At 56.9% G+C, this 23,692-nt stretch carries 19 protein-coding genes and 4 pseudogenes; 9 read left to right on the top strand and 14 right to left on the bottom strand.

Annotated elements, in window-relative coordinates:
- Positions 1-220: 220 nt before the first annotated feature.
- Both D5066_RS07530 and D5066_RS07525 read left to right on the top strand, forming a co-directional pair.
- Positions 221-1,597, top strand: a complete 1,377-nt coding sequence (locus D5066_RS07530) for a diaminobutyrate--2-oxoglutarate transaminase (protein WP_014884533.1) — start codon at positions 221-223, stop codon at positions 1,595-1,597.
- 18 nt (positions 1,598-1,615) lie between these two features.
- Entirely contained in the window at positions 1,616-3,082 is a 1,467-nt protein-coding gene (locus tag D5066_RS07525; RefSeq protein ID WP_119915510.1) for a pyridoxal phosphate-dependent decarboxylase family protein, read from the top strand.
- A gap of 36 nt (positions 3,083-3,118) precedes the next feature.
- Here the strand turns inward: D5066_RS07525 and D5066_RS07520 are convergent, their stop codons facing one another.
- The 5 genes and pseudogenes from D5066_RS07520 to D5066_RS07505 form a co-directional block, all read right to left on the bottom strand.
- A complete protein-coding gene (locus tag D5066_RS07520) occupies positions 3,119-3,634 on the bottom strand; it encodes a protein disulfide oxidoreductase (RefSeq protein ID WP_119915509.1) in 516 nt (171 codons plus the stop codon).
- 76 nt (positions 3,635-3,710) lie between these two features.
- The gene (locus D5066_RS22820; protein WP_133300903.1) at positions 3,711-3,911 is read right to left on the bottom strand and encodes a hypothetical protein; all 201 of its coding nucleotides are present in this window, start codon (positions 3,909-3,911) and stop codon (positions 3,711-3,713) included.
- A pseudogene (locus D5066_RS23310) lies at positions 3,889-4,604 on the bottom strand (protein-tyrosine kinase); the annotation flags it as partial. The pseudogene D5066_RS23310 and the gene D5066_RS22820, both read right to left, overlap by 23 nt.
- A 20-nt stretch (positions 4,605-4,624) precedes the next feature.
- Positions 4,625-5,073: pseudogene (locus D5066_RS07510) on the bottom strand (arsenate reductase/protein-tyrosine-phosphatase family protein).
- Positions 5,073-6,071 (bottom strand): annotated as a pseudogene (locus tag D5066_RS07505) (polysaccharide biosynthesis/export family protein). The pseudogenes D5066_RS07510 and D5066_RS07505 overlap by 1 nt, the downstream one beginning before the upstream one ends.
- 486 nt (positions 6,072-6,557) lie before the next feature.
- On the opposite strand from D5066_RS07505, the gene D5066_RS07500 reads away from it, so the two are divergent.
- Entirely contained in the window at positions 6,558-6,890 is a 333-nt protein-coding gene (locus D5066_RS07500) for an RcnB family protein (protein WP_008500887.1), read from the top strand.
- A complete protein-coding gene (locus D5066_RS07495) occupies positions 6,841-7,320 on the top strand; it encodes a GNAT family N-acetyltransferase (protein WP_119915508.1) in 480 nt (159 codons plus the stop codon). Before D5066_RS07500 ends, D5066_RS07495 begins: the two co-directional genes overlap by 50 nt.
- Positions 7,321-7,417: 97 nt before the next feature.
- Here the strand turns inward: D5066_RS07495 and apbC are convergent, their stop codons facing one another.
- On the bottom strand, positions 7,418-8,527 hold the full coding sequence (gene apbC / locus D5066_RS07490; RefSeq protein WP_080328635.1) for an iron-sulfur cluster carrier protein ApbC: 1,110 nt from the start codon (positions 8,525-8,527) through the stop codon (positions 7,418-7,420).
- Between the two features lie 137 nt (positions 8,528-8,664).
- On the opposite strand from apbC, the gene metG reads away from it, so the two are divergent.
- Positions 8,665-10,698 (top strand): methionine--tRNA ligase, encoded by a 2,034-nt coding sequence (gene metG, locus D5066_RS07485; protein ID WP_119915507.1) that lies wholly within the window; start codon positions 8,665-8,667, stop codon positions 10,696-10,698.
- A 94-nt stretch (positions 10,699-10,792) separates the two neighbouring features.
- Here the strand turns inward: metG and D5066_RS07480 are convergent, their stop codons facing one another.
- From D5066_RS07480 to D5066_RS07470, 3 genes are read right to left on the bottom strand one after another with little or no spacing between them, the layout of a single operon-like run.
- A complete protein-coding gene (locus tag D5066_RS07480; protein WP_119915506.1) occupies positions 10,793-11,263 on the bottom strand; it encodes a YehS family protein in 471 nt (156 codons plus the stop codon).
- 46 nt (positions 11,264-11,309) lie between these two features.
- A complete protein-coding gene (gene btsR, locus D5066_RS07475) occupies positions 11,310-12,029 on the bottom strand; it encodes a two-component system response regulator BtsR (protein WP_024908144.1) in 720 nt (239 codons plus the stop codon).
- Positions 12,023-13,708 carry a sensor histidine kinase gene (locus D5066_RS07470; RefSeq protein ID WP_119915505.1) on the bottom strand — a complete coding sequence of 562 codons (1,686 nt, stop codon included), beginning with the start codon at positions 13,706-13,708 and terminating at the stop codon, positions 12,023-12,025. The genes btsR and D5066_RS07470 overlap by 7 nt, the downstream gene beginning before the upstream one ends.
- 217 nt (positions 13,709-13,925) lie before the next feature.
- Here D5066_RS07470 and mlrA point away from each other — a divergent pair.
- Positions 13,926-14,666 (top strand): annotated as a pseudogene (gene mlrA / locus D5066_RS07465) (HTH-type transcriptional regulator MlrA).
- A 69-nt stretch (positions 14,667-14,735) separates the two neighbouring features.
- Positions 14,736-14,849: a protein YohO gene (locus tag D5066_RS07460; protein ID WP_008500895.1), complete on the top strand. Its 114-nt coding sequence runs from the start codon at positions 14,736-14,738 to the stop codon at positions 14,847-14,849.
- On the opposite strand, the gene D5066_RS07455 is transcribed toward D5066_RS07460, so the two are convergent.
- The 5 genes from D5066_RS07455 to bglX all read right to left on the bottom strand — a co-directional run bounded on the left by D5066_RS07455 (position 14,824) and on the right by bglX (position 21,019).
- Positions 14,824-15,561, bottom strand: coding sequence for an ABC transporter permease (locus tag D5066_RS07455; RefSeq protein WP_119915504.1), 738 nt, complete (start codon positions 15,559-15,561; stop codon positions 14,824-14,826). The two genes, D5066_RS07460 and D5066_RS07455, sit on opposite strands and share 26 nt — an antisense overlap.
- Entirely contained in the window at positions 15,545-16,495 is a 951-nt protein-coding gene (locus D5066_RS07450) for an ABC transporter ATP-binding protein (RefSeq protein WP_119915503.1), read from the bottom strand. Before D5066_RS07450 ends, D5066_RS07455 begins: the two co-directional genes overlap by 17 nt.
- Positions 16,488-17,645 (bottom strand): ABC transporter permease, encoded by a 1,158-nt coding sequence (locus D5066_RS07445; RefSeq protein ID WP_119915502.1) that lies wholly within the window; start codon positions 17,643-17,645, stop codon positions 16,488-16,490. Before D5066_RS07445 ends, D5066_RS07450 begins: the two co-directional genes overlap by 8 nt.
- A gap of 12 nt (positions 17,646-17,657) precedes the next feature.
- Positions 17,658-18,575 carry a glycine betaine ABC transporter substrate-binding protein OsmF gene (gene osmF, locus D5066_RS07440; protein ID WP_119915501.1) on the bottom strand — a complete coding sequence of 306 codons (918 nt, stop codon included), beginning with the start codon at positions 18,573-18,575 and terminating at the stop codon, positions 17,658-17,660.
- A 146-nt stretch (positions 18,576-18,721) separates the two neighbouring features.
- The gene (gene bglX, locus D5066_RS07435; protein WP_119915500.1) at positions 18,722-21,019 is read right to left on the bottom strand and encodes a beta-glucosidase BglX; all 2,298 of its coding nucleotides are present in this window, start codon (positions 21,017-21,019) and stop codon (positions 18,722-18,724) included.
- A 189-nt stretch (positions 21,020-21,208) separates the two neighbouring features.
- On the opposite strand from bglX, the gene dld reads away from it, so the two are divergent.
- Both dld and D5066_RS07425 read left to right on the top strand, forming a co-directional pair.
- A complete protein-coding gene (dld, locus tag D5066_RS07430) occupies positions 21,209-22,957 on the top strand; it encodes a D-lactate dehydrogenase (protein ID WP_119915499.1) in 1,749 nt (582 codons plus the stop codon).
- A gap of 112 nt (positions 22,958-23,069) precedes the next feature.
- Positions 23,070-23,624 (top strand): GNAT family N-acetyltransferase, encoded by a 555-nt coding sequence (locus D5066_RS07425; RefSeq protein WP_119915498.1) that lies wholly within the window; start codon positions 23,070-23,072, stop codon positions 23,622-23,624.
- Positions 23,625-23,692: the final 68 nt, after the last annotated feature.

Genomic DNA, 23,692 nt, shown 5'->3' with positions numbered 1-23,692 from the left:
ACGTAACCAACTGTTTTTGCTCGCCATAAAGTGCAATCTTCTTTTTAAAAAGGGTGATATCGCCTCTCCTGTGCCCCATGTCACAAAACAGTAAACAAATTAACCATTGAGCCCCGTGACAAAAGGCTCTATATTGGCGGCGTTTTTTTCAGGCCCCCATCTGTTTTTTAACTTTTTATTCAATCGTGGCTCATAACGAAGCGGCGGTTGTAGGAGTGATATGATGACGGATAAAGTCCGTATTGACACCGTAGATGCCCACAAAAGCAACGAAACCTATCTGGCCCGTCAGGCCGAGTTTGAATCTAACGTCAGGAGTTATCCGCGCAAACTGCCTTTAGCGATCACTAAAGCAGAAGGCGTGTGGATCACCGATGCAGATAATAAAGAATACCTTGACTGTTTAGCAGGCGCAGGCACCCTTGCGCTTGGCCATAACCATCCTGATGTGCTGAAAAGCATCCAAAATGTCATTACCAGCGGCTTGCCGTTACACACTCTGGATCTGACTACGCCTCTGAAAGACGCGTTTTCTGAATACCTGCTCTCTCTGCTGCCTGGTCAGGGCAAAGAGTACTGCCTGCAGTTCACCGGTCCATCCGGTGCCGACGCCGTAGAAGCGGCGCTGAAGCTGGCGAAAAAAGTGACCGGTCGTAGCGGTATCATCAGCTTCTCTGGCGGTTACCACGGTATGACTCACGGCGCGCTGTCCGTGACCGGCAACCTGTCTCCGAAAGAAGCAGTAGACGGTATGATGCCAGAAGTGCAGTTCATGCCTTACCCGCACGAGTACCGCTGCCCGCTGGGTATCGGTGGTGAAGCGGGCGTGAAAGCGCTGACTTACTACTTCGATAACCTGATTAACGACGTTGAAAGCGGCGTGCGCAAACCTGCTGCGGTGATCCTGGAAGCCGTTCAGGGCGAAGGCGGCGTTAACCCGGCTCCGGCCGAGTGGCTGCAGCGCATCCGTAAAGTGACTCAGGAACACGGCATTCTGCTGATCCTCGACGAAGTTCAGGCTGGCTTTGCCCGTACCGGTAAATTCTTCGCCTTCGAACACGCTGGCATTGAGCCAGACATCATCGTGATGTCTAAAGCCGTCGGTGGCGGTCTGCCGCTGGCCGTGCTCGGTATCAAAAAGCAGTTCGACGCATGGGCGCCAGGCCACCATACCGGCACCTTCCGCGGCAACCAGCTGGCGATGGCAACCGGTCTGACGACGCTGAAAATCCTGAAAGATCAGAACATCGCTGGCAAAGTGGCTGCACAGGGCGAATGGCTGAAAGGCCAGCTGAAAGAGATGGCGAAACGTTATCCGGTCATCGGCCACGTTCGCGGTCTGGGCATGATGATCGGTATTGAGATCGTTAAGCCGCACGAAGCCGCTGACCACATGGGCTGCTTCCCGGGCGACGGCGAACTGTCTGCGCTGATTCAGAAGAAGTGCTTCGAAGCCGGTCTGATTCTGGAGCGTGGCGGCCGTAACGGTATCGTTCTGCGCCTGCTGCCGTCTCTGCTGATCAGCGACGAAGAGCTGAAAATCTTCCTGGATAAATTTGAGCAGGCACTGCTTGCTGCGGGCGTTCGCCCGGCGTAACCGGAGTTATTGATTACGATGTCTGATTCAAACCCAATTTTGTTCTCCTCTGCGCAGAGCATTGAAGCTTACCAGCAGGCGATTGAACAAAGCACTCAGGCTGTGATGCAGTGGCTGAAACAGCCTGAGATGTACCAGGGCAAAACGGTCGCGGAGCTGCGCGACCGTATTAAGCTGGATTTCAACCCGAAAGGGCTGGGAAACGAAGCGGCGATTGAACGCGCCGTCGAGTTCTTCCTGAAAGACAGCTTGTCCGTTCATCACCCGCAGTGCGTGGCGCACCTGCACTGCCCAAGCCTGGTGGTAAGCCAGGCGGCGGAAGTGCTGATCAACGCCACTAACCAGAGTATGGACTCCTGGGATCAAAGCCCGTCCGCAACCATTATTGAGATCAAACTGATCGAATGGCTGCGTACCCGCGTGGGTTATCAGGCTGGCGACGCGGGTGTCTTCACCAGCGGCGGTACCCAGAGCAACCTGATGGGCCTGATGCTGGCTCGCGATGCGTTCTTCGCGCGTCAGGGTCACTCCGTTCAGCAGGACGGCCTGGTGGGCGATCTGCGCAAAATTCGCGTGCTGTGCTCCGAAAACGCGCACTTCTCCGTGCAGAAAAACATGGCGCTGATGGGCCTGGGCTATCAGTCCGTGGTGCAGGTGAAAACCGACGAGTTCTCCCGCATGGATCTGACCGATCTGGCGGCGAAAATCGAACAGTGCAACGCGAACGGCGAGCAGATTCTGGCCATCGTCGCGACGGCAGGTACTACCGATGCCGGTGCTATCGATCCGCTGCGCGCGATCGCTGAACTGGCCGCGAAACAGAACATCTGGGTACACGTTGATGCGGCCTGGGGCGGCGCGCTGCTGATGTCTGAGCAGTATCGTCACTACCTGGACGGCATCGAGCTGGTGGATTCCGTCACCCTGGACTTCCACAAGCAGTTCTTCCAGACCATCAGCTGCGGCGCGTTCCTGCTGAAAGAAGCGCGTCACTATGAGCTGATGCGCTATCAGGCGGCTTACCTGAACTCTGAGTTCGACGAAGAAGCGGGCGTGCCTAACCTTGTGTCCAAATCTCTGCAGACCACCCGTCGTTTCGACGCACTGAAGCTGTGGATGAGCCTGGAAGCGCTGGGTCAGGAGCAATACGCGGCGATCATCGATCACGGCGTGACGCTGGCACAGCAGGTTGCGGCCTACGTGAAAGCGCAGCCTGCTCTGGAACTGGTCATGCAGCCACAGCTGGCAAGCGTGCTGTTCCGCTTCCGCGGACAGGTGCAGATGGACGACGCGGGCATCGCCCTGCTGAACCAGAAAATTGGTGATGCGCTGCTGGAATCTGGCCGCGCTAACGTCGGCGTGACCGAGCATAACGGCGTGACCTGCCTGAAGCTGACGCTGCTGAATCCAACCGTGACGCTGGAGGATATTAAAGTCCTACTGTCTCTGGTTGAGCGCACCGCGCAGGAACTTCTGGCTAAGTAATACAAAACCCCTCTTCCGTCGGGAGAGGGGTTATCTTTATACGCCTGCCCACCACATCCTTAATTTTAATCCCCAGTAGCTCGTCCAGCCCGTTGTGGTGCTGACCACATCACCCTTCGAGACAATCACCAGCGTCGGCGTCACGCTCACCTGCCACTGCTGCGACAAGGCACCGTTTGCATCGTTAATTACCGGCATCCTCAGGCTTTTCTTTTCTGCCCAGCGGGCAAGCTTTGCATCATCACCGGATCGCATGGCAATGCTCACGACGTTACCGCCCTCTTCTGCCAGCTTATCGACCGCAGGCGTTGTATAACGACAGATGCTGCACCAGGTTGCCCAGACGTAGATCAGCAGCGGGCGCTCCTGGCTGAGCGCCGTGATATCGTGGATCTTACCGTCGATACTCTGCATCGGGGTTGCGCTAAAACTGGCAGGCAGAGTCGGTTTTCGGTACTGATCCACGCCCCACATGACGGCCAGCGCCATCACAAAAAGTATGGCGCCTTCCCGCGCCCAGCGACCCAGGCGACTGAATTTGCGGTTATCCATTATGACCTCTCGATTCAACGGAGGTCATCTTAACGGGCTATTGGCCGTCATGCTGTAAAGAAGTGTCGCGCCACGTTTATTCCGGGGTATAACCATAGTCGTAATGGCTATATCCCGAGCTGTAATAGAGCGCGGCGGATTTCACGATGTCATTGAGGATCGCGCCATTCACCTTTACCCCCATCTGCTGCAGACGCTTCAGGCTGTTCTCGATCTCTTTAACGCTGGTTTTACCAAAGCGGGCCACCAGCAGGTTCGTTAAGCTGGTTTTCAACATTCACAACCTGGTCGAGGATCGTCTTCGCCTCAAGGGATAAATCAACAGAATCGCACTGCTCCCTGTAGGCGTTCAGCCGTGCTTCGGCTTCATCCAGTTCGCGGCGGATTTTAGGCAGTTGATCCTGCAAAAATGTCAGGCTGCGGGTGTCTTCCGCTTCCTGACGTTCAATATTCTGGCTGAGATAACTTTCAGCAATGGTATTGAGTACCACGGCAATTTTGTCAGCATCTTCGCCCGTCAGCGTTAAGGTAATAATTCCGCTCTGTTTCGCCGGCTCCGCGACGGTAAACCGGCGCTGGAGGGCGTTAATTGCTTCAAGCCTGGTGAGGGTTTTGAGGTCAAATTGGGCGCTCAGTGACGTTACCAGCAGCGTCCCCCCGTTTTTAACAAGCGTTTTCCCGACAACGCCATCAGCCTCCAGGTTTTTGCCCTCAAGTCGATATCGGCCCTGCTCCTGAACGGTCAGTAAAAGTTCCTGCGGCTTGTCTTCCTGAAGGGGAAGAGTCAGCGTGCCAATGGTCAGTTCACCGGCTTTACGTTCGCGTTCCAGCAGCGCCCCGATGACCGGGAACAGGTGCCGTTTGGCGCTGTATGTGAGACCTGACTTGTCAACGGCCTCCCCAAAATCATCCGCGATTTGAGCAGCAAAAGTTCAGGGGCGGCATCGGGAGAAACATCGGCACCAAACTTGTCTGATTTATGAGACGACATTACTGCTTCATTCCTTGTTGACGCAAACGACGAGCCCATTCCTGGCTGGATTTTCCCAACTGTTCGAAAACATATTCGAAGGCTTCCCGACTTTTGCAATACGGGTCGGGAATGTCCTTTGTCTCAAGCCACTGACCAAACAACAGCGATTTCCCCCGAATCTCCGGGGCTACAGAGGCAATAAAGCGGAGATGCTCCGGCTCCATCACCAGAATCAAATCGGATTTTTGTAACAGACTACGTGTGACCTTACGCGCCACGTGACCTTCCAGCGAAACACCGTGGCGCGAGGCGATTTCTTTTGCTGCCGCATCCCCGGGCGTCCTTCGAGCCCAAATATACCTGCCGAGGTCATCTGCTTGCAGGGTAATAACTGACGTAACAGCCGCTCGCCAATCGGTGAACGGCAAATATTGCCGGTGCAAACCACTAAAATGGAATTGAACATTATTGCGGCCACGATCTGATGTAACGGACGGTTTCGGTCAGGTCATGTACGCCACTGATGGTCGGTACCAGCTGGATGATCACGCGGTTCCAGCGTGAAAGCGGGGCTGTAGAGACATAGACAATGTCGTACGGCTCCAGCTGGAATTCCGTACTCAGCACCATGGCGGAGGCATCTTCTGCATTGAGCTGATAGATATTAGCGATTTTGTCCTTCTCGCCTTTCTGAGACGTCAGGCGAATAACAAAAAATCCCGGTTGCATCGGCCATATCCTGGTTTAACCCGCCGCATTCCCCAGAGCTTCGGCCAGCGTCATGCCGCTGCGATCCATCTTAAGCGTGCTCTGTTTAACCACCTCGCCCCTCACAAACACTTTCAGGGCATTGTTACGGGCAACAAACAGGATGTCGCCAGGATAAAGCAGCTTATTTTGGGTCAGATCGCCATGCTGCATCAGGGCAGAGAGAGAAAGACGCGAGTCCTTGCCATCATGCGTCAAGGAGGCAATGCTGACGCCCACCTGCGGGCTCTCAATGACCTTATCCAGCCGCGCGGTGATCTCCTGGCGCACCTGCGTCACCGTTTTTCCTGCCACGTGCAGCTTTCCAACGTAGGGATAAAAGAGCGTACCATCGGCATTGACCCAGTTGCCGGCGTCGCTCGCGCTGCGGTATTGCCCCGCGGGCGTCGTTAATTCAGGGTGATCCCAGACGGTCGCCGTCAGAATGTCCCCCGGACCAATACGGTATTCCCAGTTTTTGAGCTGCTCATCCAGATTAGGATTTGCCTGAGATTTAGACATGGGTGGACGCAATTTTTCAATCAAAGCCGGGGTCAAAGGAAAAATCTCCACGCGTTTGTCCAGCTGATAATTAACGTCTTCAGCTGGCGTAACCTTTTTCCCGGACAGACTTAAATTTTGACCCGGTGAAAATACACACCCTGTTAACTGGCTGACCGTGAAAAATAAGAGTGAAAGTGCAATTGTATTTTTCATTTATATTAAATGTTGATTAATCGTTGCGCCTGGCGTTAAGCTCGCAAAAGAATTCCAGCTAACACCATGAAATATAATTATATTAATAATTTCGTGACATCTAAAAACCATAAAGCGCAAGCCCGCTGATTTATAAAAAAGTTAACGTCAGCGCACAATTGCGCAAGAAAACAGAAACGAATATCACTTTATACGGTGGCGCATATTAAATGTTATCCCTCGTGAAAGCATTCGCTTAACAGTCCAATTTTGACGGCGAGAGTTATTTTCAGAATAGATTAATAAAATAATAAAAATAATAAATAACTAACACAGCGAGCATTCACTGTAATGATGAACATCGCCGTAATCGACTACCCAAAACCCTCCACTTTTGTTACATTTTTTATCAAACACACCATGCTTTGATACTTAAAATGGACTGTCTGCCTCGTCATGTACGCCCCGCAGACAAAAAGCATCTGTAACGATATCACTGGAGAAAAAATGGCTAAGCGTAAACTGCTGCTTCTGGGTGTATTACTGTCTCTGGCGGGCTCCGCGTTCTCTGCCCCGCAAACCGCCGCTGCGCCATCGGGCATTAAGGCCTACGAAGAACAAGAATTCATCGCGGATTTCACAAAGTTCAAAATCGGCGACACCGCACCCGCGCAGTATCAAACGCCGGAGTACACCATCAAACAGTACCAGTTGCGTAACCTTCCGGCGCCGGATGCCGGTACCCACTGGACCTACATGGGTGAAAACTACGTTCTGATTGGCGATGCCGATGGCAAAATCTACAAAGCCTACAATGGAGATATCTTCTATCATCGCTGATACGATCGTAATCCGTCCGTGGCAGGAGAGCGATCGCCCTTTCCTGCGCACGCTCTTCCTCCACGCCCGGCGTGAAGCCTGGCCGTGGCTGGACAGTTCTGCGTGGCAGCTTGAAGATTTTGACGCGGCAACCCTGGACGAAGAGATTTGGGTGGCGGAACAGGATGGGCACCGACTTGGCTTCGCCTCAGTCTGGACGAACGATAATTTTCTGCACAACCTGTTTGTCGATCCGCAGTATCAGAGCCTGGGCGTCGGACATGTGTTGCTTGAACACGTACAGAAGACGTTTACCAGCACGGGGTCACTCAAGTGTCTGGTGAAGAATGCGCGGGCTATTGCGTTTTACCAGCGGCACGGCTGGCACATTGAGGCGACGGGGAATTCTCCTGAGGGAGAGTACTATCTGATGCATTACCGATTGCGTTAAAGTCGGGTGGCGGCTTCGCCTTACCCGACCTACGTGATAGTGCCATTCGTTGGCCGGGCAAGGCGAAGCCGCCACCCGGCACTAAAGCGCAGAGGAATTACACCGCGCGGAAGGCGATTTCACCCGGGATCACTTCTCCCTGCCAGTAAAGTTGCGCCGCAACGCGCCCTGCCAGCTGGCGATACATCTGGGCAAATTCGCTGTCCGGGCGGCTGACCACCGTTGGTTTACCGCTGTCCAGATCTTCACGCAGGGAAATATGCAGCGGCATCTGCCCCAGTAGCTGGGTGTGATACTGCGCCGCCAGCTTCTCCGCACCGCCGGTACCGAAGATAGGTTCATGGTGTCCACAGTTGCTGCAGATGTGCATGCTCATGTTCTCGACGATACCCAGCACCGGCACTTCCACTTTCTCGAACATCACGATGCCTTTTTTGGCGTCGATCAGCGCGATATCCTGCGGCGTGGTGACCACAACGGCACCCGTTACCGGAATGTTTTGCGCCAGCGTCAGCTGAATGTCACCGGTGCCTGGCGGCATATCCAGCACCAGATAATCCAGATCCGGCCACATTGTCTCCTGCAGCATCTGCAGCAGCGCCTTGCTGGCCATCGGGCCGCGCCAGACCATAGCGTTATCGTCGGTCACCAGGTAACCGATAGAGTTAGTCGCCAGGCCGTGCGCCACGATCGGCGCCATATGCGTGCCGTCCGGCGAGGTTGGACGCTGGTTTTCCGCGCCCAGCATGTTTGGAATGGACGGACCGTAGATATCGGCATCCAGAATACCGACCTTTGCCCCTTCCGCCGCCAGCGCCAGCGCCAGGTTAACGGCAGTAGAGGATTTCCCCACCCCGCCCTTGCCCGAACTGACGGCAATGATGTTTTTCACCCCGTTGACGCCAGGCTGGTTTTTCACGCGCTTCAGCGTGGCGATGCTGTGGCTCAGCTTCCAGTCAATCGCTTTTGCGCCGGTAATGCGCAGCAGCTCAGCGCTGGTCTGCTCTTTCAGCGCGTCAAAGGCGCTGGTCCAGACGAACGGCATCTGCAGCTCAATGTGCAGCGTGTCGTCCAGCCATGCGACATGGTGTAACGCTTTCAGCGTAGTGAGATTGTGCTTCAGGGTTGGATGCTGAAAGTTAGCCAGCGTCCCGGCGACCATTGCTCGTAAGGCTTCCGGTGATTTGGCCTGGGATTGAGAACTCATCCCGACTCCTTTGTTCTTGTGAATAAGACCTTAGACAAACAAGTTTACCTGAAAGGCCGTGGTTTGTGCTTACTTAATAATGCCCCTTTTGGTAATATCAAAAACCCTTTTCACAGTTAAAAGAAGTAATGCCTACTATGACTCAAGTCGCGAAAAAAATTCTGGTAACGTGCGCCCTGCCGTACGCCAACGGCTCAATCCACCTCGGCCACATGCTGGAGCATATCCAGGCTGATGTCTGGGTCCGTTACCAGCGAATGCGCGGCCACGAGGTTAACTTCATCTGTGCGGACGATGCCCACGGCACCCCGATCATGCTGAAAGCGCAGCAGCTGGGGATTTCCCCGGAGCAGATGATTGCCGAAATGAGTCAGGAGCATCAGACCGATTTTGCTGGCTTTGACATCAGCTATGACAACTATCACTCCACGCACAGCGACGAAAACCGCGAGCTGTCGGAGCTGATCTACACCCGTCTGAAAGAGAACGGTTTTATCAAAAACCGCACCATCTCTCAGCTGTACGATCCGGAAAAAGGCATGTTCCTGCCGGACCGTTTTGTCAAAGGCACCTGTCCAAAATGTAAATCCCCGGATCAGTACGGCGATAACTGCGAAGTCTGCGGCGCGACCTACAGCCCGACCGAACTGATTGAGCCGAAATCCGTGGTATCCGGCGCCACGCCTGTGATGCGTGATTCCGAGCACTTCTTCTTCGACCTGCCATCCTTCAGCGAAATGCTGCAGGCGTGGACCCGCAGCGGCGCGCTGCAGGAGCAGGTGGCGAACAAGATGCAGGAGTGGTTCGAATCCGGCCTGCAGCAGTGGGATATCTCCCGCGATGCGCCGTACTTCGGCTTCGAAATCCCGAACGCGCCGGGCAAATATTTCTACGTCTGGCTGGACGCGCCAATCGGCTACATGGGCTCCTTCAAGAACCTGTGTGACAAGCGTGGCGACACCACCAGCTTCGACGAATACTGGAAGAAAGACTCTACCGCCGAGCTGTACCACTTCATCGGTAAAGACATCGTTTACTTCCACAGCCTGTTCTGGCCGGCCATGCTGGAAGGCAGCAACTTCCGCAAGCCGACCAACCTGTTCGTTCACGGCTACGTGACGGTAAACGGCGCGAAGATGTCCAAATCTCGCGGCACATTTATCAAGGCCAGCACCTGGCTGAACCACTTCGACGCGGACAGCCTGCGCTACTACTACACCGCGAAGCTCTCTTCCCGCATCGACGATATCGACCTGAACCTGGAAGATTTCGTGCAGCGCGTGAACGCGGACATCGTGAACAAGGTGGTGAACCTGGCCTCCCGTAACGCGGGCTTTATCGCCAAACGCTTTGACGGCGTAATGGCCGCTGAACTGGCGGACCCTGCCCTGTACCAAACCTTCACCGACGCGGCGGCGACCATTGGCGAGGCCTGGGAAACGCGCGAGTTCGGTAAAGCGGTGCGTGAAATCATGGCGCTGGCTGACCTGGCTAACCGCTATGTGGACGAGCAGGCGCCGTGGGTTGTCGCTAAACAGGAAGGTCGCGATGCCGATCTGCAGGCCATCTGCTCCATGGGCATCAACCTGTTCCGCGTGCTGATGACCTATCTGAAGCCGGTTCTGCCACAGCTGGCAGCCCGCGCTGAAGCGTTCCTGAACACTGAACTGACCTGGGATGCAATGGCGCAGCCGCTGCTCGGCCACAAGGTGAACACCTTCAAGGCGCTGTACAACCGCATCGAGATGAAGCAGGTTGAAGCCCTGGTGGAAGCATCCAAAGAAGAAGTGAAGGCAGCTGCGGCACCGGTGACCGGCCCGCTGGCGGACGATCCGATTCAGGAAACCATCACCTTTGATGATTTCGCCAAAGTCGACCTGCGCGTGGCGCTGATTGAGAACGCTGAATTTGTGGAAGGCTCTGACAAGCTGCTGCGCCTGACGCTGGATCTCGGCGGCGAGAAGCGTAACGTCTTCTCCGGCATCCGTTCAGCCTACCCGGACCCGCAGGTACTGATCGGTCGTCAGACCGTGATGGTCGCTAACCTGGCGCCGCGCAAAATGCGCTTCGGCATCTCCGAGGGGATGGTGATGGCCGCTGGCCCTGGCGGGAAAGATATTTTCCTGTTAAGCCCTGACGAAGGCGCGAAGCCGGGTCAGCAGGTGAAATAACAAAAAAGCCGGAGATAATCTCCGGCTTTTTTGTTCTCCCTCTCCCAAAGGGAGAGGGCCGGGGTGAGGGTATCATGCCGCACCCATGCCGCATTTACGCCTTCGGGTGATGCACCCGGTGGGTCAGCCCGCGCAGGAAATTACGCAGAAACTGGTCGCCGCACTCGCGGTAGTTTTTATGGTCCTGCGCGCGCATCATGGCGGTCACTTCCGGCACGGACACGCGGTATTTTTGCTCGGTCATGATCGCCACAATATCGTCCGTTTTCAGCGAGAATACGATGCGCAGCTTTTTCAGCACCGTGTTGTTATTCACCCGACGCTCCAGCGCCAGCTCTGGCGCGGCCGGATCTTTGCCACGCTTGTCGTAAATCAGGCCGTTCAGGAAACCCGAAAGAATGATGTCCGGGCAACGAACGAAGCCCTCTTCATCTTCTTTGGTCATCCAGGTGTCGAAACCTGCCGACGTGGCTTCCATATCGGCCAGCGCAAGAATGCGCACCATGTCGTTGTTATTTGCTTTCAGGGTGTAGCGCAGGCTACGAAGAATATCGTTACTTAGCATAGAGCCTTCGAATGTCGATGATGCAATGGCGCGCAGTGTACCAGTTTTACAGGCCAATCGCCTCTTTCAAACTCTTCAGGTAGCGGCGGCTAACCGGGACGGTTTGCCCGGCGCGCAGCACCAGCTCGGCCTGGCCGTTATCTTCCAGACGGATCTCTTTCAGGTGCGCCATGTTCACCAGATACTGGCGGTGGCAGCGAATCAGCGGCGTGCGGCTCTCCAGCGTGCGCAGGGTCAGTTCGGTAAACCCTTCGTTCCCTTCCGCGCTGGTGACAAACACCCCGCTCAGGCGGCTGCTGACAAACGCTACATCGTCCATCTGCAGAAGATAGATCCGGCTGTGCCCGGTGCAGGGGATAAACTTCAGCGGCTGCTGGTTCTCCGGCAGCAACGTAACGTCCTGGACGGTTCGCTCCTGGCGTAAACGGGTGAGCGTTTTTTCCAGCCGCTTCTCTTCAATCGGCTTGAGTAAATAATCAAACGCGTGCTCCTCAAAAGCCTTAACGGCATATTCATCAAATGCCGTCAGAAACACGATGTAGGGGCGATGCTCCGGGTCAAGCATGCCGACCATCTCCAGTCCGCTGATGCGCGGCATTTGAATGTCGAGGAACAGCACGTCCGGGCGCAGCTTGTGCACCGCACCGATGGCCTCAATGGCGTTGGCGCACTCCCCCACAATTTCAATATCAGGCTGCTCCTGCAGCAGAACGCGCAGGTTTTCCCGTGCCAGCGGCTCGTCATCCACAATCAGCACTCTTAACATGCGTTTTCCTCCAGCGGCAGTCGAACGGTAATACGGGTAAAGCGGTCAGGCTCGCAGGCGACGGTAATGCCACAGTCGTCGCCAAAATGGGCGCGCAGGCGTTTATCCACCAGGCTCATGCCTAATCCGCCTGAGGTGGAAGGCTGGTAAAGCCCCGCGTTATCTTCGATATCCAGCACCAGATGATGGTTAAAACGGCTGGCGGCGATGGTTATCTCCCCTGTCCCCAGAAGCTGCGAAGTACCATGTTTGATGGCGTTCTCCACAATAGGCTGCAGGGTAAAGGCCGGAAGATGCTGATACGCCAGCTCATCCGGAACGGAGAGCGACACCTGCAGGCGCGACTGAAAACGCGCCTGCTCAATCTGCAGATAGGCATTCACGTGCTCAATCTCGTCGGCCAAAGTCACGATCTCTGACGGCCGTTTCAGGTTTTTACGGAAAAAGGTCGACAGAAACTGCACCAGCTGCGCGGCCTGATCGCTGTCGCGGCGGATCACCGCCTTCAACGTATTAAGCGCATTAAACAGGAAATGCGGATTAACCTGGGCGTGCAGCAGCTTAATTTCAGACTGCGTCAGCAGCGCTTTCTGCCGCTCATATTGCCCCGCCAGAATCTGCGCAGAAAGCAGCTGGGCGATGCCCTCCCCCAGCGTGCGGTTGATAGAGCTAAACAGACGGTTTTTCGCCTCATACAGTTTGATGGTGCCCATCACCCGCTGATTTTCCCCGCGCAGCGGAATCACCAGCGTGGAACCCAGCTTGCACTGCGGGTGCAGCGAACAGCGATATGGCACTTCGTTACCGTCGGCATAGACCACTTCGCCGGTTTCAATGGCGCGTAGCGTGTAGGTCGACGAGATCGGTTTGCCTGGCAGATGGTGATCGTCCCCGGTGCCGGTAAAGGCCAGCAGCTTTTCGCGATCGGTAATGGCCACAGCACCGATATCCAGCTCTTTATACAGCACCTGAGCCACCTTCATGCTGTTCTCTTCGTTAAACCCCTGGCGCAGGATCCCTTCGGTCGAGGCGGCGACCTTCAGCGCCGTGGCGGAAAAGGCCGAGGTGTACTTCTCAAACATGGCGCGCTTGTCGAGCAGAATACGCATAAACAGCGCCGCGCCGACGGTGTTGGTCACCATCATCGGGGCGGCAATATTGCTGACCAGGTGCAGCGCATCCTCAAACGGGCGGGCGATCAGCAGAATGATCGCCATCTGCGCCATTTCGGCCACAAAAGTAATGGCCCCGGCGGTAAGCGGGCTAAACACCTTGTCCGGGCGACCGCGCTTAATCATGTAGCTGTGTACCAGCCCGCCGAGAAGCCCTTCGACGATAGTCGAGATCATGCAGCTGAGCGCCGTCATCCCGCCCATGGAATAGCGGTGCAGCCCCCCGGTTAAACCTACAAGGCCACCGACGACCGGACCACCCAGCAGCCCGCCCATCACCGCACCGATGGCGCGCGTATTGGCAATAGAGTCTTCGATGTGGAGGCCGAAGTAGGTCCCCATGATGCAAAAAATAGAGAAGGTGACGTAGCAGAGCAGCTTGTGCGGCAGGCGTACGGTAACTTGCATCAGCGGGATGAAAAGACGCGTTTTACTCATCAGCCAGGCAATGACAAGAAACACGCACATCTGCTGAAGCAACAGCAGCACCAGATTAAACTCGTACATACTCAAAACCGCACACGCTAAAAACGCGTAACATACACGGATGTTGGTTAACTTTCTTTGAAGCACCCCAAAAAAGCGCAAAATCGTGTCCGTTATCACACCTTTTTCTGCACATCGCGCAGACTTCGCATTATTTGTTTAAAAATTAATCAGCTCTTCCTGGTTCGGCAAAGTGGGTCTACAGTTAAGCTGGGGACGCGTAAGCCAGGGGGCAAATATGGCGCTTTACACAATCGGTGAAGTGGCACTCCTTTGTGATATCAATCCCGTTACCCTACGGGCGTGGCAGCGGCGGTATGGATTGCTCAAACCGCAGAGAACGGACGGCGGGCATCGTCTGTTCAACGATGCCGATATCGACCGGATCCGCGAAATCAAAAGCTGGATCGACAACGGGGTGCAGGTCGGCAAAGTGTAGTCCCTGCTGAGCCACGACGATGCCGACACGCAACACCTCTGGCGTGAACAGCAGGAAACTCTGCTGCGGCTTCTACAGGCCGGTAACCTGCAGCGCGTGCGCGCCTGGATCAAAGAGCAGGGGCGCGATCACCCGGCACAATCGCTCATCACCCACCTTTTCATTCCGCTCCGTCGACGCCTGCAGTGCCAGCAGTCCACCCTGCAGGCGCTGCTCAGTATGCTCGACGGCGTGCTGATCAACTACATTGCCGTCTGCCTTGCCTCTGCGAAGAACAAAGCCGGAAAAGATGCGCTGGTGGTCGGCTGGAACGTGCACGATACCACCCGCCTGTGGCTGGAAGCGTGGATTGCCACCCAAAAAGGCTGGCGCGTGGATGTCCTGGCGCACTCGCTGGCCCAGCTTAAGCCTGAATTTTTCGACGGTCAGACCCTGCTGGTCTGGTGTGGCGAAGTGCCCACCGCCACGCAGCAACAGCTGCTGACGCAATGGCGTGAAAATGGTTACCCGGTTTACTCCCTTGGCCCCGATGAGCCATAACGGCATTTAATGGTTCATTAACAGCTGCGCTTCACCGTATAATTGTTCCGTTAACAACAGGAGCACATGATGAAGGCAACCAAACTGGCCATTATTACCCTTTTTGTCCTGATGGCCGTGAGCGGTATCGGCGGCGTGATGCTGGCCGGATATTCGTTTATTGTTCGTGGCGGTGTCGGCTGAGGTACAGCGCCAGCCGCTCAAAAAGGCGATCGACGACGATGGCCGCCAGCGCGACCAGCACCGCCCCCTGCACGATATAAGCCGTATTAAAACCGCTTAAGCCGATGATGATCGGCGTTCCCAGCGTACTGGCGCCGACCGTAGACGCAATGGTCGCCGTTCCGATGTTAATAATCACCGACGTGCGGATCCCGGCAATAATAACCGGTGCCGCAAGCGGCAACTCGACTTTGCGCAGCCGCTGCCAGCGACTCATCCCCATCCCTTCTGCCACGCTTAAAACAGACGCCGGTACCGCCGCAATACCCGCCAGCGTGCCCTGCAGAACGGGCAATACGCCGTATAAAATCAGCGCAATAATCGCGGGCTGCTGACCAAACCCCATCACCGGCACCGCTATCGCCAGCACCGCAACCGGCGGAAACGTCTGCCCGATGGCCGCAACCGTCTCCACCAGCGGACGAAACTCCTTGCCCGCAGGCCGCGTGACCGCGATGCCTGCCCCTACCCCCAACACAACCGCGATGACGCTTGAGAGCGCCACCAGCCAGAGATGCGCCAGGGCGAGATTGATAAAGCTCTCCTGCTGATACACTGGCCGCGGCAGCCCGGGAAAAAGGGTATGAAACAGCGCCGCGCTGTGGGGCATCAGATACAGTAAGCCGACAAAGAGCGCTACCAGCCAGAGGAGCGGATCACGCAGTGCCTTCACGCGTCACCTCCCCGGCCAGCAGATCGCGAAAATGTAAGGTCCCGCACGGCGTCCCCCGGTCATCCGAAACGGGCAGTACCTCACACTGCCGCGCGACAAACGCGGAGAGGGCATCCCGCAGACTCATCTGCGCCTGGAGCGGCTCCCCGGCGAGCGACGTATCCTGTCGGCGCATATAGTCGCCGACCGTCCGCAGGGAGAGCAGCCTGACGCCCAGCTCGCTGCGGCCAAAAAATTCGCGCACAAAGTCGTTCTTCGGACGCGTCAGCAACGCGAGTGGCGAACCCTGCTGCACCACTTCGCCATGATCCATTAGCACCAGATGGTCGGCCAGGCGCAGGGCTTCATCAATATCGTGCGTCACGAGGACGATGGTTCGGCCAAGAATGCGGTGAATGCGGGTCATCTCCGTTTGCAGCGCCCCGCGCGTAACCGGATCCAGCGCGCCGAAAGGTTCATCCATCAGCAGCACCTGCGGGTTAGCCGCCAGCGCGCGCGCCACGCCCACACGTTGCTGCTGCCCCCCGGAGAGCTGGTGCGGATAGCGGTCGCGCAGCGCGGGCTCCAGCCCCAGCAGAGACATCAGTTCATCAACGCGGTCAGCGATTTTAGCCCGCGACCATTTCTCCAGCTGCAGCACGGTGGCGATGTTCTGCGCCACCGTCCAGTGCGGAAACAGGCCGATAGACTGAATGGCATAGCCCATCCGACGGCGCAGCTCCAGCACCGGCAGGCTGCGGATCTCTTCCCCGGCAAAGCGGATCAGCCCGCTGTCATGCTCCACCAGCCGGTTGATCATCTTCAGGGTGGTGGATTTTCCCGAGCCCGAGGTGCCAATCAGCACGGAAAACGCGCCCTCGGCAAAGTTCAGGTTCAGGTGGCTCGCCGCCGGGCGGCCGGCAAAGGTTTTACTGACATCGTGAAATTCAATCATTGGCTCTTCTCCTGAGCAGCGCGAGCCATAAGGCAAACAGCGCGTCGACGACGACCGCCAGCGCAATGGTGGGAACAACGCCCAACAACACCAGATCGAGGGCGCTGCTCAGCAGCCCCTGGAATACCAGCGCGCCAAAGCCGCCCGCGCCAATCAACGCCGCAATCACCGCCATGCCGACGGTCTGGACCGCCACCACCCGCAGGCTACGCAGCAGCAGAGGCAGCGCCAGCGGGAGCTGTATCTTCCAGAAACACTGTCGCGCGCTCATCCCCATCGCATGGGCGCTTTCCAGCACATCCGGCGCGACCTGGCTTAACCCCGCGACCACGCCGCGCACCAGCGGCAGCAGCGCGTACAGCACCAGCGCAATCAGCGCGGGCGTTAATCCCGTTCCGGCGATACCCACCGAGCCCAGCGCGGGAAACGACTTCACCAGCCCGGCCAGGGGGGCAATCAGCAGGCCAAACAGCGCAACGGAGGGAATGGTCTGGATAACGTTGAGCACGGCAAAAATACCGCCCTGACGTGAAGGATGACGATAACACCACATACCGAGAGGTATCCCGATCAGCAGCGCCGGGATCAGCGTGCCAAAAAGGATCGTCAGATGTTGCGCCAGCGCATCATCAAACACCTCCTGACGGTTGGCATACTCTTTTAACAGCGAGAGGTTGTTCAGTTCGCCGCTGAACAGCAGGAGCAATGGAATACACCATATCTGCGCATTGAGCACCCAGCGCCAGACGGCGCTGGTCATGAGGCGACGAATGGCATCGCTGCTGGCCAGCAAGCACAGCGCCAGCCACAGCCACAGGCCGCTGCCAATCGTGGTTCGCGCCAGCGGGCTTTCCGCCGAGGCCATGTGCGTTGCCGCCAGCCCCGCACTCCAGAACAGCACGATGAAGAGCCCTTCTGAGAGCAGCAGCGTCAGCCACTGCGCCGTGCGCCCTTGCCAGAGCGACAGTGCAACCCACGCGGCCAGCGCAGCCGCCAGCCACCACGGCATGAACGGCCAGATTTGCCACAGCGCGCGCCCTTCCCCCGACATCAGGCGGTTAGGCGCGACGTTCACAAACGGTAACGCGACCGCCGCAATGGCCACGCAGGCCAACAGCAGCAGTACGCGGTTATGACATTTTATTGGCACAGCCCTTTCCCGTTACTTCACAAGCCCTTGTTGTTTCAGGAAGTCGGCGGCCACTTTTTTGGCATCCAGCCCCTCGACGGCAATGCTGGCATTCAACTGTTGCAGCGTTTTTTCATCCAGCTTTTCGAAGACTGGTTTGAGCCATTCCGCAATATCCGGATAGGCTTTCAGCACTGCCTCACGCACGACCGGGGTCGGGGCGTAAATCGGCTGTACACCTTTAGGATCGGTCAGGGTTTGCAGGCCCAGCGCCGCGACCGGGCCGTCGGTGCCGTAGGCCATCGCCGCATTAACGCCGGAGGTTTGCTGCGCCGCCGCCTTGATGGTGACCGCCGTATCCCCGCCCGCCAGCGAGAGCAGCTGCGCCTGGTCGAGTTTGAAATCGTACGCTTTTTCGAATGCCGGAAGCGCATCAGGACGCTCGATAAACTCAGCAGACGCCGCAAGCTTGAAGTCGCCCTTCTCTTTCAGATAGCGGCTGAGATCCGCAAGCGTAGTCAGCTTACCTTTCTCCGCCACATCCTTACGCACGGCGATAGTCCAGGTATTATTGGCCGGGGCCGGGGTCAGCCAGACCAGCTTGTTCTGTTCCGCGTCGAGTTTTTTGACTTTTTCATAGCCAGCTTTGGCGTTTTTCCATGCCGGATCGTTCTCTTCTTTAGAGAAGAACGCGCCGTTGCCGGTGTATTCGGGGTAGATATCCAGCTCGCCGGAGGTAATCGCCCCACGCACGACGGGCGTGGTGCCCAGCTGAACTTTATTGACGGTTTTCACGCCGTGGCTTTCCAGCACCTGCAAAATAATATTGCCGAGCAGTGCGCCTTCGGTATCGATCTTCGAGCCCACTTTTACCGGCTCCGCCGCCTGTAGCGGCAGGCTTAGCGCCGCGAGTAGCGCCGCAGAAACTGCCATCCCCGTTTTAATCGTCATTCCGCTGTCCTCATTTTTTTATCGCCTTTTTCAGAGGCTTGAGAGAAAAGCGTAGCTTAAAACGACGGATTTACCCGGCAAAATGCCTTTTTAGCATAAGGTAAGACGCATCCCCCGGAAATCGGGGGATGCAAAGGAAGGAAACGTTACAGCAGCTCGAACTCACCCTTATTCACGCGGGCGGAATCTACCCCGATAAAGACGTTAAACTTGCCCGGTTCCGCATCATATTTCATCTGCTGGTTCCAGAACTTCAGCGCGTCCACGTCAATCGGGAAGCTGATGGTTTGGGTTTCGCCAGGCTTCAGGTTGACCTTCTCGAAGCCGCGCAGCTGCTTCACAGGGCGGCTCATCGAGGCGGTGACATCCTGAACGTACATCTGAATCACCGTTGCCCCTTCGCGCTTGCCAGTGTTGGTCACCTCCACGCTGGCGGTAACTTTGCCGTCACGCTTCAGGCTCGGCGCCGACATTTTCACGTCAGACACCTTGAAGGTGGTGTAGCTCAGGCCGTAACCAAACGGATACAGCGGGCCGTTAGCTTCGTCGAAGTAACGAGACGTGTACTTGTTCGGCTTGTCGGCATTGTACGGACGACCGGTGTTCAGGTGGCTGTAGTAGACCGGGATCTGCCCGACGGAGCGCGGGAAGGACATCGGCAGCTTGCCCGACGGGTTGTAATCACCAAACAGCACGTCGGCGATGGCGTTACCGCCTTCGGTACCGGCGAACCAGGTTTCCAGAATGGCGTCAGCCTGCTGGTCTTCTTTCACCAGCGCCAGCGGACGACCGTTCATCAGCACCAGCACCAGCGGCTTGCCGGTCGCTTTCAGGGCGGCGATCAGATCGCGCTGGCTCTGCGGGATGGTGATATCGGTACGGCTGGAGGCTTCGTGCGCCATACCCTGCGCCTCCCCCACGACCGCAACAACGACGTCAGACTGCTTCGCCGCGTTGACCGCTTCGTCGATCATCTCCTTCGGCGTGCGCGGATCGACCTTCACCGCTTCCTCGTACTGGTTGAGGAAGGTGACGATGTCTTTATCGTCGGTGACGTTCGCCCCTTTGGCGTACACCACTTTGGCGTTTTCACCGACGGCGCTCTTGATGCCGGTCAGGACGGTAACGGACTGATCGGCCACGCCCGCAGCAGACCAGCTGCCCATCACGTCGCGCTTGCTGTCGGCCAGCGGGCCCACCACAGCGATGGTGCCGGATTTTTTCAGCGGCAGCGTGTCGAGGCGGTTCTTCAGCAACACCAGGCTTTCGCGCGCCACGTCACGCGCTTCTTTACGGTGCAGGCGGCTTTCGGCGTTGGTGTCTGCCGGGTCTGAATCTTTCGGCCCCAGGTGGCTGTACGGATCGTTAAACAGACCCATGTCATATTTGACGTTCAGCACGTGGCGCGCGGCATCGTCCAGCTCCGCCATCGTTACCTTGCCGCTCTTCACCAGCCCCGGCAGGTATTTGCTGTAGTACTCGTCGCTCATGCTCATGTTGATGCCGGACTTGAGCGCCACGCGCACCGCGTCTTCCGGGTCGGAGGCGGTGCCGTGTTTGATCAGCTCTTTAATCGCGCCGTGGTCGGAAACGGTGATGCCCTTAAAGCCCCACTGGTCGCGCAGCACGTCTTTCAGCAGCCAGGAATCGGAGGTCGCAGGCGTACCGTTCAGCGAGTTCAGCGCCACCATCACCGCGCCGCTGCCCGCGTCCAGACCTGCCTTGTACGGCGGCATGTAATCGTTAAACAGGCGCTGCGGGCTCATGTCGACGGTGTTGTACTCTTTACCGCCTTCCACCGCGCCGTAGGCCGCGAAGTGTTTGACGCTGGTCATCACCGAGTAGCGGTCCGCCGGGCTTTTGCCCTGCATCGCTTCCACCATGGTTTTACCCATCGTGGCCGTTAAAAAGGTATCTTCACCGAAGCCTTCCGAGGCGCGGCCCCAGCGCGGGTCGCGCGAAACGTCAACCATCGGCGCCCAGGTCATGTTCAGGCCGTCATCCGCCGCTTCATAGGCGGACACGCGCCCGACGGTTTTCACCGCGTCGAGGTTAAACGAGGAGGCTAAGCCGAGGCTAATCGGGAAGACGGTACGCTGGCCGTGCACCACGTCATAGGCGAAGAACAGTGGGATTTTCAGGCGGCTAAGTTCCATCACCTGATCCTGCATTTTGCGGATATCCTGGCGGGTAACGGTATTAAAGATGGCCCCGACCTGCCCGTCTTTGATCATCTCGCGGATGGCCTCTTTCGGGTTATCCGGACCGACGCTGATAAGACGCAGCTGGCCAATTTTCTCATCAACCGTCATTTTCTTGAGCAACGCCGTGACAAACGCGTCGCGGGCTTCAGGCGTGAGCGGGTGATTACCAAACAAATCCTCTGCCAGCGCAGGTTGCAGCGCCAGGCTGACGGCAACACCTACAGAACATAGCCATTTCATGTTGTTATTCTCTCTCATCAATAACCGTGGGAAGCACCCGGCCAGACCGTGCGAAAAGCGCAGTGTGCCACAAACCCTCTGAACGTTGCAGGGTTATTCTCTGATTTTTCTCATGAATACCCGACCGCTGAACAGTTAATCGCGCTATGCTTTACAGCGAGAAATTTGCCCCACCACAAGGAGTGGAAGATGACTTCTGTTCGAACTGACGATAACAATACTTTTATTAACGAACTGTCGCGCCTGGTTGGCTCCTCTCACCTGCTTACCGACCCGGCCAAAACCGCCCGCTACCGTAAGGGCTTCCGCTCCGGTCAGGGCGAGGCGCTGGCGGTGGTGTTCCCCGGCACGCTTCTGGAGCTGTGGCGCGTGCTGAGCGCCTGCGTCGCCGCCGACAAGATTATTTTAATGCAGGCCGCCAACACCGGCCTGACCGAAGGCTCCACGCCGAACGGCAACGATTACGATCGCGACATCGTGATTATCAGCACCCTGCGTCTCGACAAGCTGCACCTGCTGGACAAAGGCGAGCAGGTGCTCGCGTTCCCGGGCACCACGCTCTACTCGCTGGAAAAAGCGCTGAAGCCGCTGGGCCGCGAGCCGCACTCGGTGATCGGCTCCTCCTGCATTGGCGCCTCAGTGGTCGGTGGGATCTGCAATAACTCCGGCGGCTCGCTGGTGCAGCGCGGCCCGGCCTACACCGAGATGTCGCTGTTTGCCCGTATTGACGAGAACGGCAAGCTGACGCTGGTTAACCATCTGGGTATCGATCTCGGCGTCACGCCGGAACAGATCCTCAGCAAGCTTGATGACGATCACGTGAGGGACGAAGACGTTCAGCACGATGGGCGTCACGCGCACGATCACGATTACGTCACCCGCGTGCGGGATATCGACGCTGACACCCCGGCGCGCTATAACGCCGACCCGGACCGCCTGTTTGAATCCTCCGGCTGCGCGGGCAAGCTGGCCGTGTTTGCCGTGCGCCTCGACACCTTCCCGGCAGAAAAAAAACAGCAGGTATTTTACATCGGCACCAATCAGCCCGAGGTTTTGACCGAAATTCGTCGCCATATTCTGGGCGAATTCACCCACCTGCCGGTGGCTGGCGAGTATATGCACCGGGATATTTACGACATCGCCGAGCGCTACGGGAAAGATACCTTCCTGATGATCGACAAGCTCGGCACCGACAAAATGCCGTTCTTCTTCACCATGAAGGGGCGCACCGACGCGATGCTGGAAAAAGTATCACTGTTTAAGCCCCACTTTACCGACCGCTTTATGCAGAAGCTGGGCAACGTTTTCCCGGCGCACCTGCCGGAGCGAATGAAAACCTGGCGCGATAAGTACGAACATCACCTGCTGCTGAAAATGGCCGGGGACGGGATTGCCGAAGCGCAGAGCTGGCTTACCGGGTTCTTCAAAACCGCCGAAGGCGATTTCTTTGCCTGTACACCGGAAGAAGGCAGCAAAGCGTTCCTGCACCGCTTCGCCGCGGCGGGCGCCGCTATCCGTTACCAGGCGGTACATTCCGAAGAGGTGGAGGATATTCTGGCGCTGGATATCGCCCTGCGACGCAACGATACCGAGTGGTTTGAGCATCTGCCGCCGGAGATCGACAGCAAGCTGGTGCACAAGCTCTATTACGGTCACTTTATGTGCTACGTCTTCCATCAGGACTACATCGTCAAAAAAGGCGTTGATGCGCACGAGCTGAAGGAGCAGATGCTCGCCCTGCTGCGCGAGCGTGGCGCACAATATCCTGCGGAACACAACGTCGGGCATCTTTATAAAGCTCCTGAGGCACTTAAGCAGTTTTATCGCGAGAATGACCCTACAAACAGCATGAACCCCGGCATCGGCAAAACAACGCGGAAGAAATACTGGAAAGAGAGCGCAGACGCGGAGCAGCCCATAGCGCAAACGTCTGATTAAACCCTACAGCCAAATTTGAGAGATTGTTAACCGCTCCTGAATCGTACTAGAGTAGCGACCTGTCGCCGGAGAAACGTTTCTCCGGCATGTTACGATGAGGAGCAGACACATCATGTCGGCTGTTGATGTTTTATCCGAAACCGAGCTGGAAGTGCGCGACGCCCTTCCCGATGATGTGCATGCCATCGCCGCCATCTATGCCTGGCATGTGCTTCATGGCCGCGCGTCATTCGAAGAAGTTCCCCCTACCGTAGACGAAATGCGTAAGCGTCTGAAAAACGTTACCGACGGCGGTTTGCCGTGGCTGGTCGCGCTGTATCGCGGTATCGTCGTGGGCTATTGCTATGCCACCCCGTATCGTCCGCGACAGGCTTATCGCTACACGCTCGAAGAATCAATCTATGTGGATGCCAGCACCACGGGCCGTGGATTTGGCTCAACGTTGCTAAGCGCGCTGATCGCACGCTGCGAGCAGGGCCCGTGGCGGCAGATGATCGCCGTTGTGGGTGACGGGAATAACAACTCGGGTTCGCTGCGCTTACATAAAAAGCACGGTTTTGATGTCGTGGGTCAATTGCGAAGCGTTGGGTATAAGAAAGGCGACTGGCGGGATACGTTGATAATGCAACGCCCGCTCAACGACGGTGACTGGACGCTGCCGGAATAAACGTAAAACGGTAACCTGGGTTACCGTTTTTAGTGTTTTCTCCCTCTCCCGTGGGAGAGGGTCGGGGT

Origin of the sequence: Enterobacter chuandaensis (assembly GCF_003594915.1) — a bacterium.
Classification (GTDB): domain Bacteria; phylum Pseudomonadota; class Gammaproteobacteria; order Enterobacterales; family Enterobacteriaceae; genus Enterobacter; species Enterobacter chuandaensis.
The sequence above is the reverse complement of the archived record's forward strand: the minus strand, read 5'-3'. Positions and strand labels throughout refer to the sequence as shown.

Bases quoted from the DNA above. Each gene is read 5' to 3' on its own strand.
- D5066_RS07530 (WP_014884533.1), top strand. From the start codon at position 221: ATGATGACGGATAAAGTCCGTATTGACACCGTAGATGCCCACAAAAGC.
- D5066_RS07525 (WP_119915510.1), top strand. From the start codon at position 1,616: ATGTCTGATTCAAACCCAATTTTGTTCTCCTCTGCGCAGAGCATTGAA.
- D5066_RS07520 (WP_119915509.1), bottom strand. From the start codon at position 3,634: ATGGATAACCGCAAATTCAGTCGCCTGGGTCGCTGGGCGCGGGAAGGC.
- D5066_RS22820 (WP_133300903.1), bottom strand. From the start codon at position 3,911: ATGTTGAAAACCAGCTTAACGAACCTGCTGGTGGCCCGCTTTGGTAAA.
- D5066_RS07500 (WP_008500887.1), top strand. From the start codon at position 6,558: ATGGCTAAGCGTAAACTGCTGCTTCTGGGTGTATTACTGTCTCTGGCG.
- D5066_RS07495 (WP_119915508.1), top strand. From the start codon at position 6,841: ATGGCAAAATCTACAAAGCCTACAATGGAGATATCTTCTATCATCGCT.
- apbC (WP_080328635.1), bottom strand. From the start codon at position 8,527: ATGAGTTCTCAATCCCAGGCCAAATCACCGGAAGCCTTACGAGCAATG.
- metG (WP_119915507.1), top strand. From the start codon at position 8,665: ATGACTCAAGTCGCGAAAAAAATTCTGGTAACGTGCGCCCTGCCGTAC.
- D5066_RS07480 (WP_119915506.1), bottom strand. From the start codon at position 11,263: ATGCTAAGTAACGATATTCTTCGTAGCCTGCGCTACACCCTGAAAGCA.
- btsR (WP_024908144.1), bottom strand. From the start codon at position 12,029: ATGTTAAGAGTGCTGATTGTGGATGACGAGCCGCTGGCACGGGAAAAC.
- D5066_RS07470 (WP_119915505.1), bottom strand. From the start codon at position 13,708: ATGTACGAGTTTAATCTGGTGCTGCTGTTGCTTCAGCAGATGTGCGTG.
- D5066_RS07460 (WP_008500895.1), top strand. From the start codon at position 14,736: ATGAAGGCAACCAAACTGGCCATTATTACCCTTTTTGTCCTGATGGCC.
- D5066_RS07450 (WP_119915503.1), bottom strand. From the start codon at position 16,495: ATGATTGAATTTCACGATGTCAGTAAAACCTTTGCCGGCCGCCCGGCG.
- osmF (WP_119915501.1), bottom strand. From the start codon at position 18,575: ATGACGATTAAAACGGGGATGGCAGTTTCTGCGGCGCTACTCGCGGCG.
- bglX (WP_119915500.1), bottom strand. From the start codon at position 21,019: ATGAAATGGCTATGTTCTGTAGGTGTTGCCGTCAGCCTGGCGCTGCAA.
- dld (WP_119915499.1), top strand. From the start codon at position 21,209: ATGACTTCTGTTCGAACTGACGATAACAATACTTTTATTAACGAACTG.
- D5066_RS07425 (WP_119915498.1), top strand. From the start codon at position 23,070: ATGTCGGCTGTTGATGTTTTATCCGAAACCGAGCTGGAAGTGCGCGAC.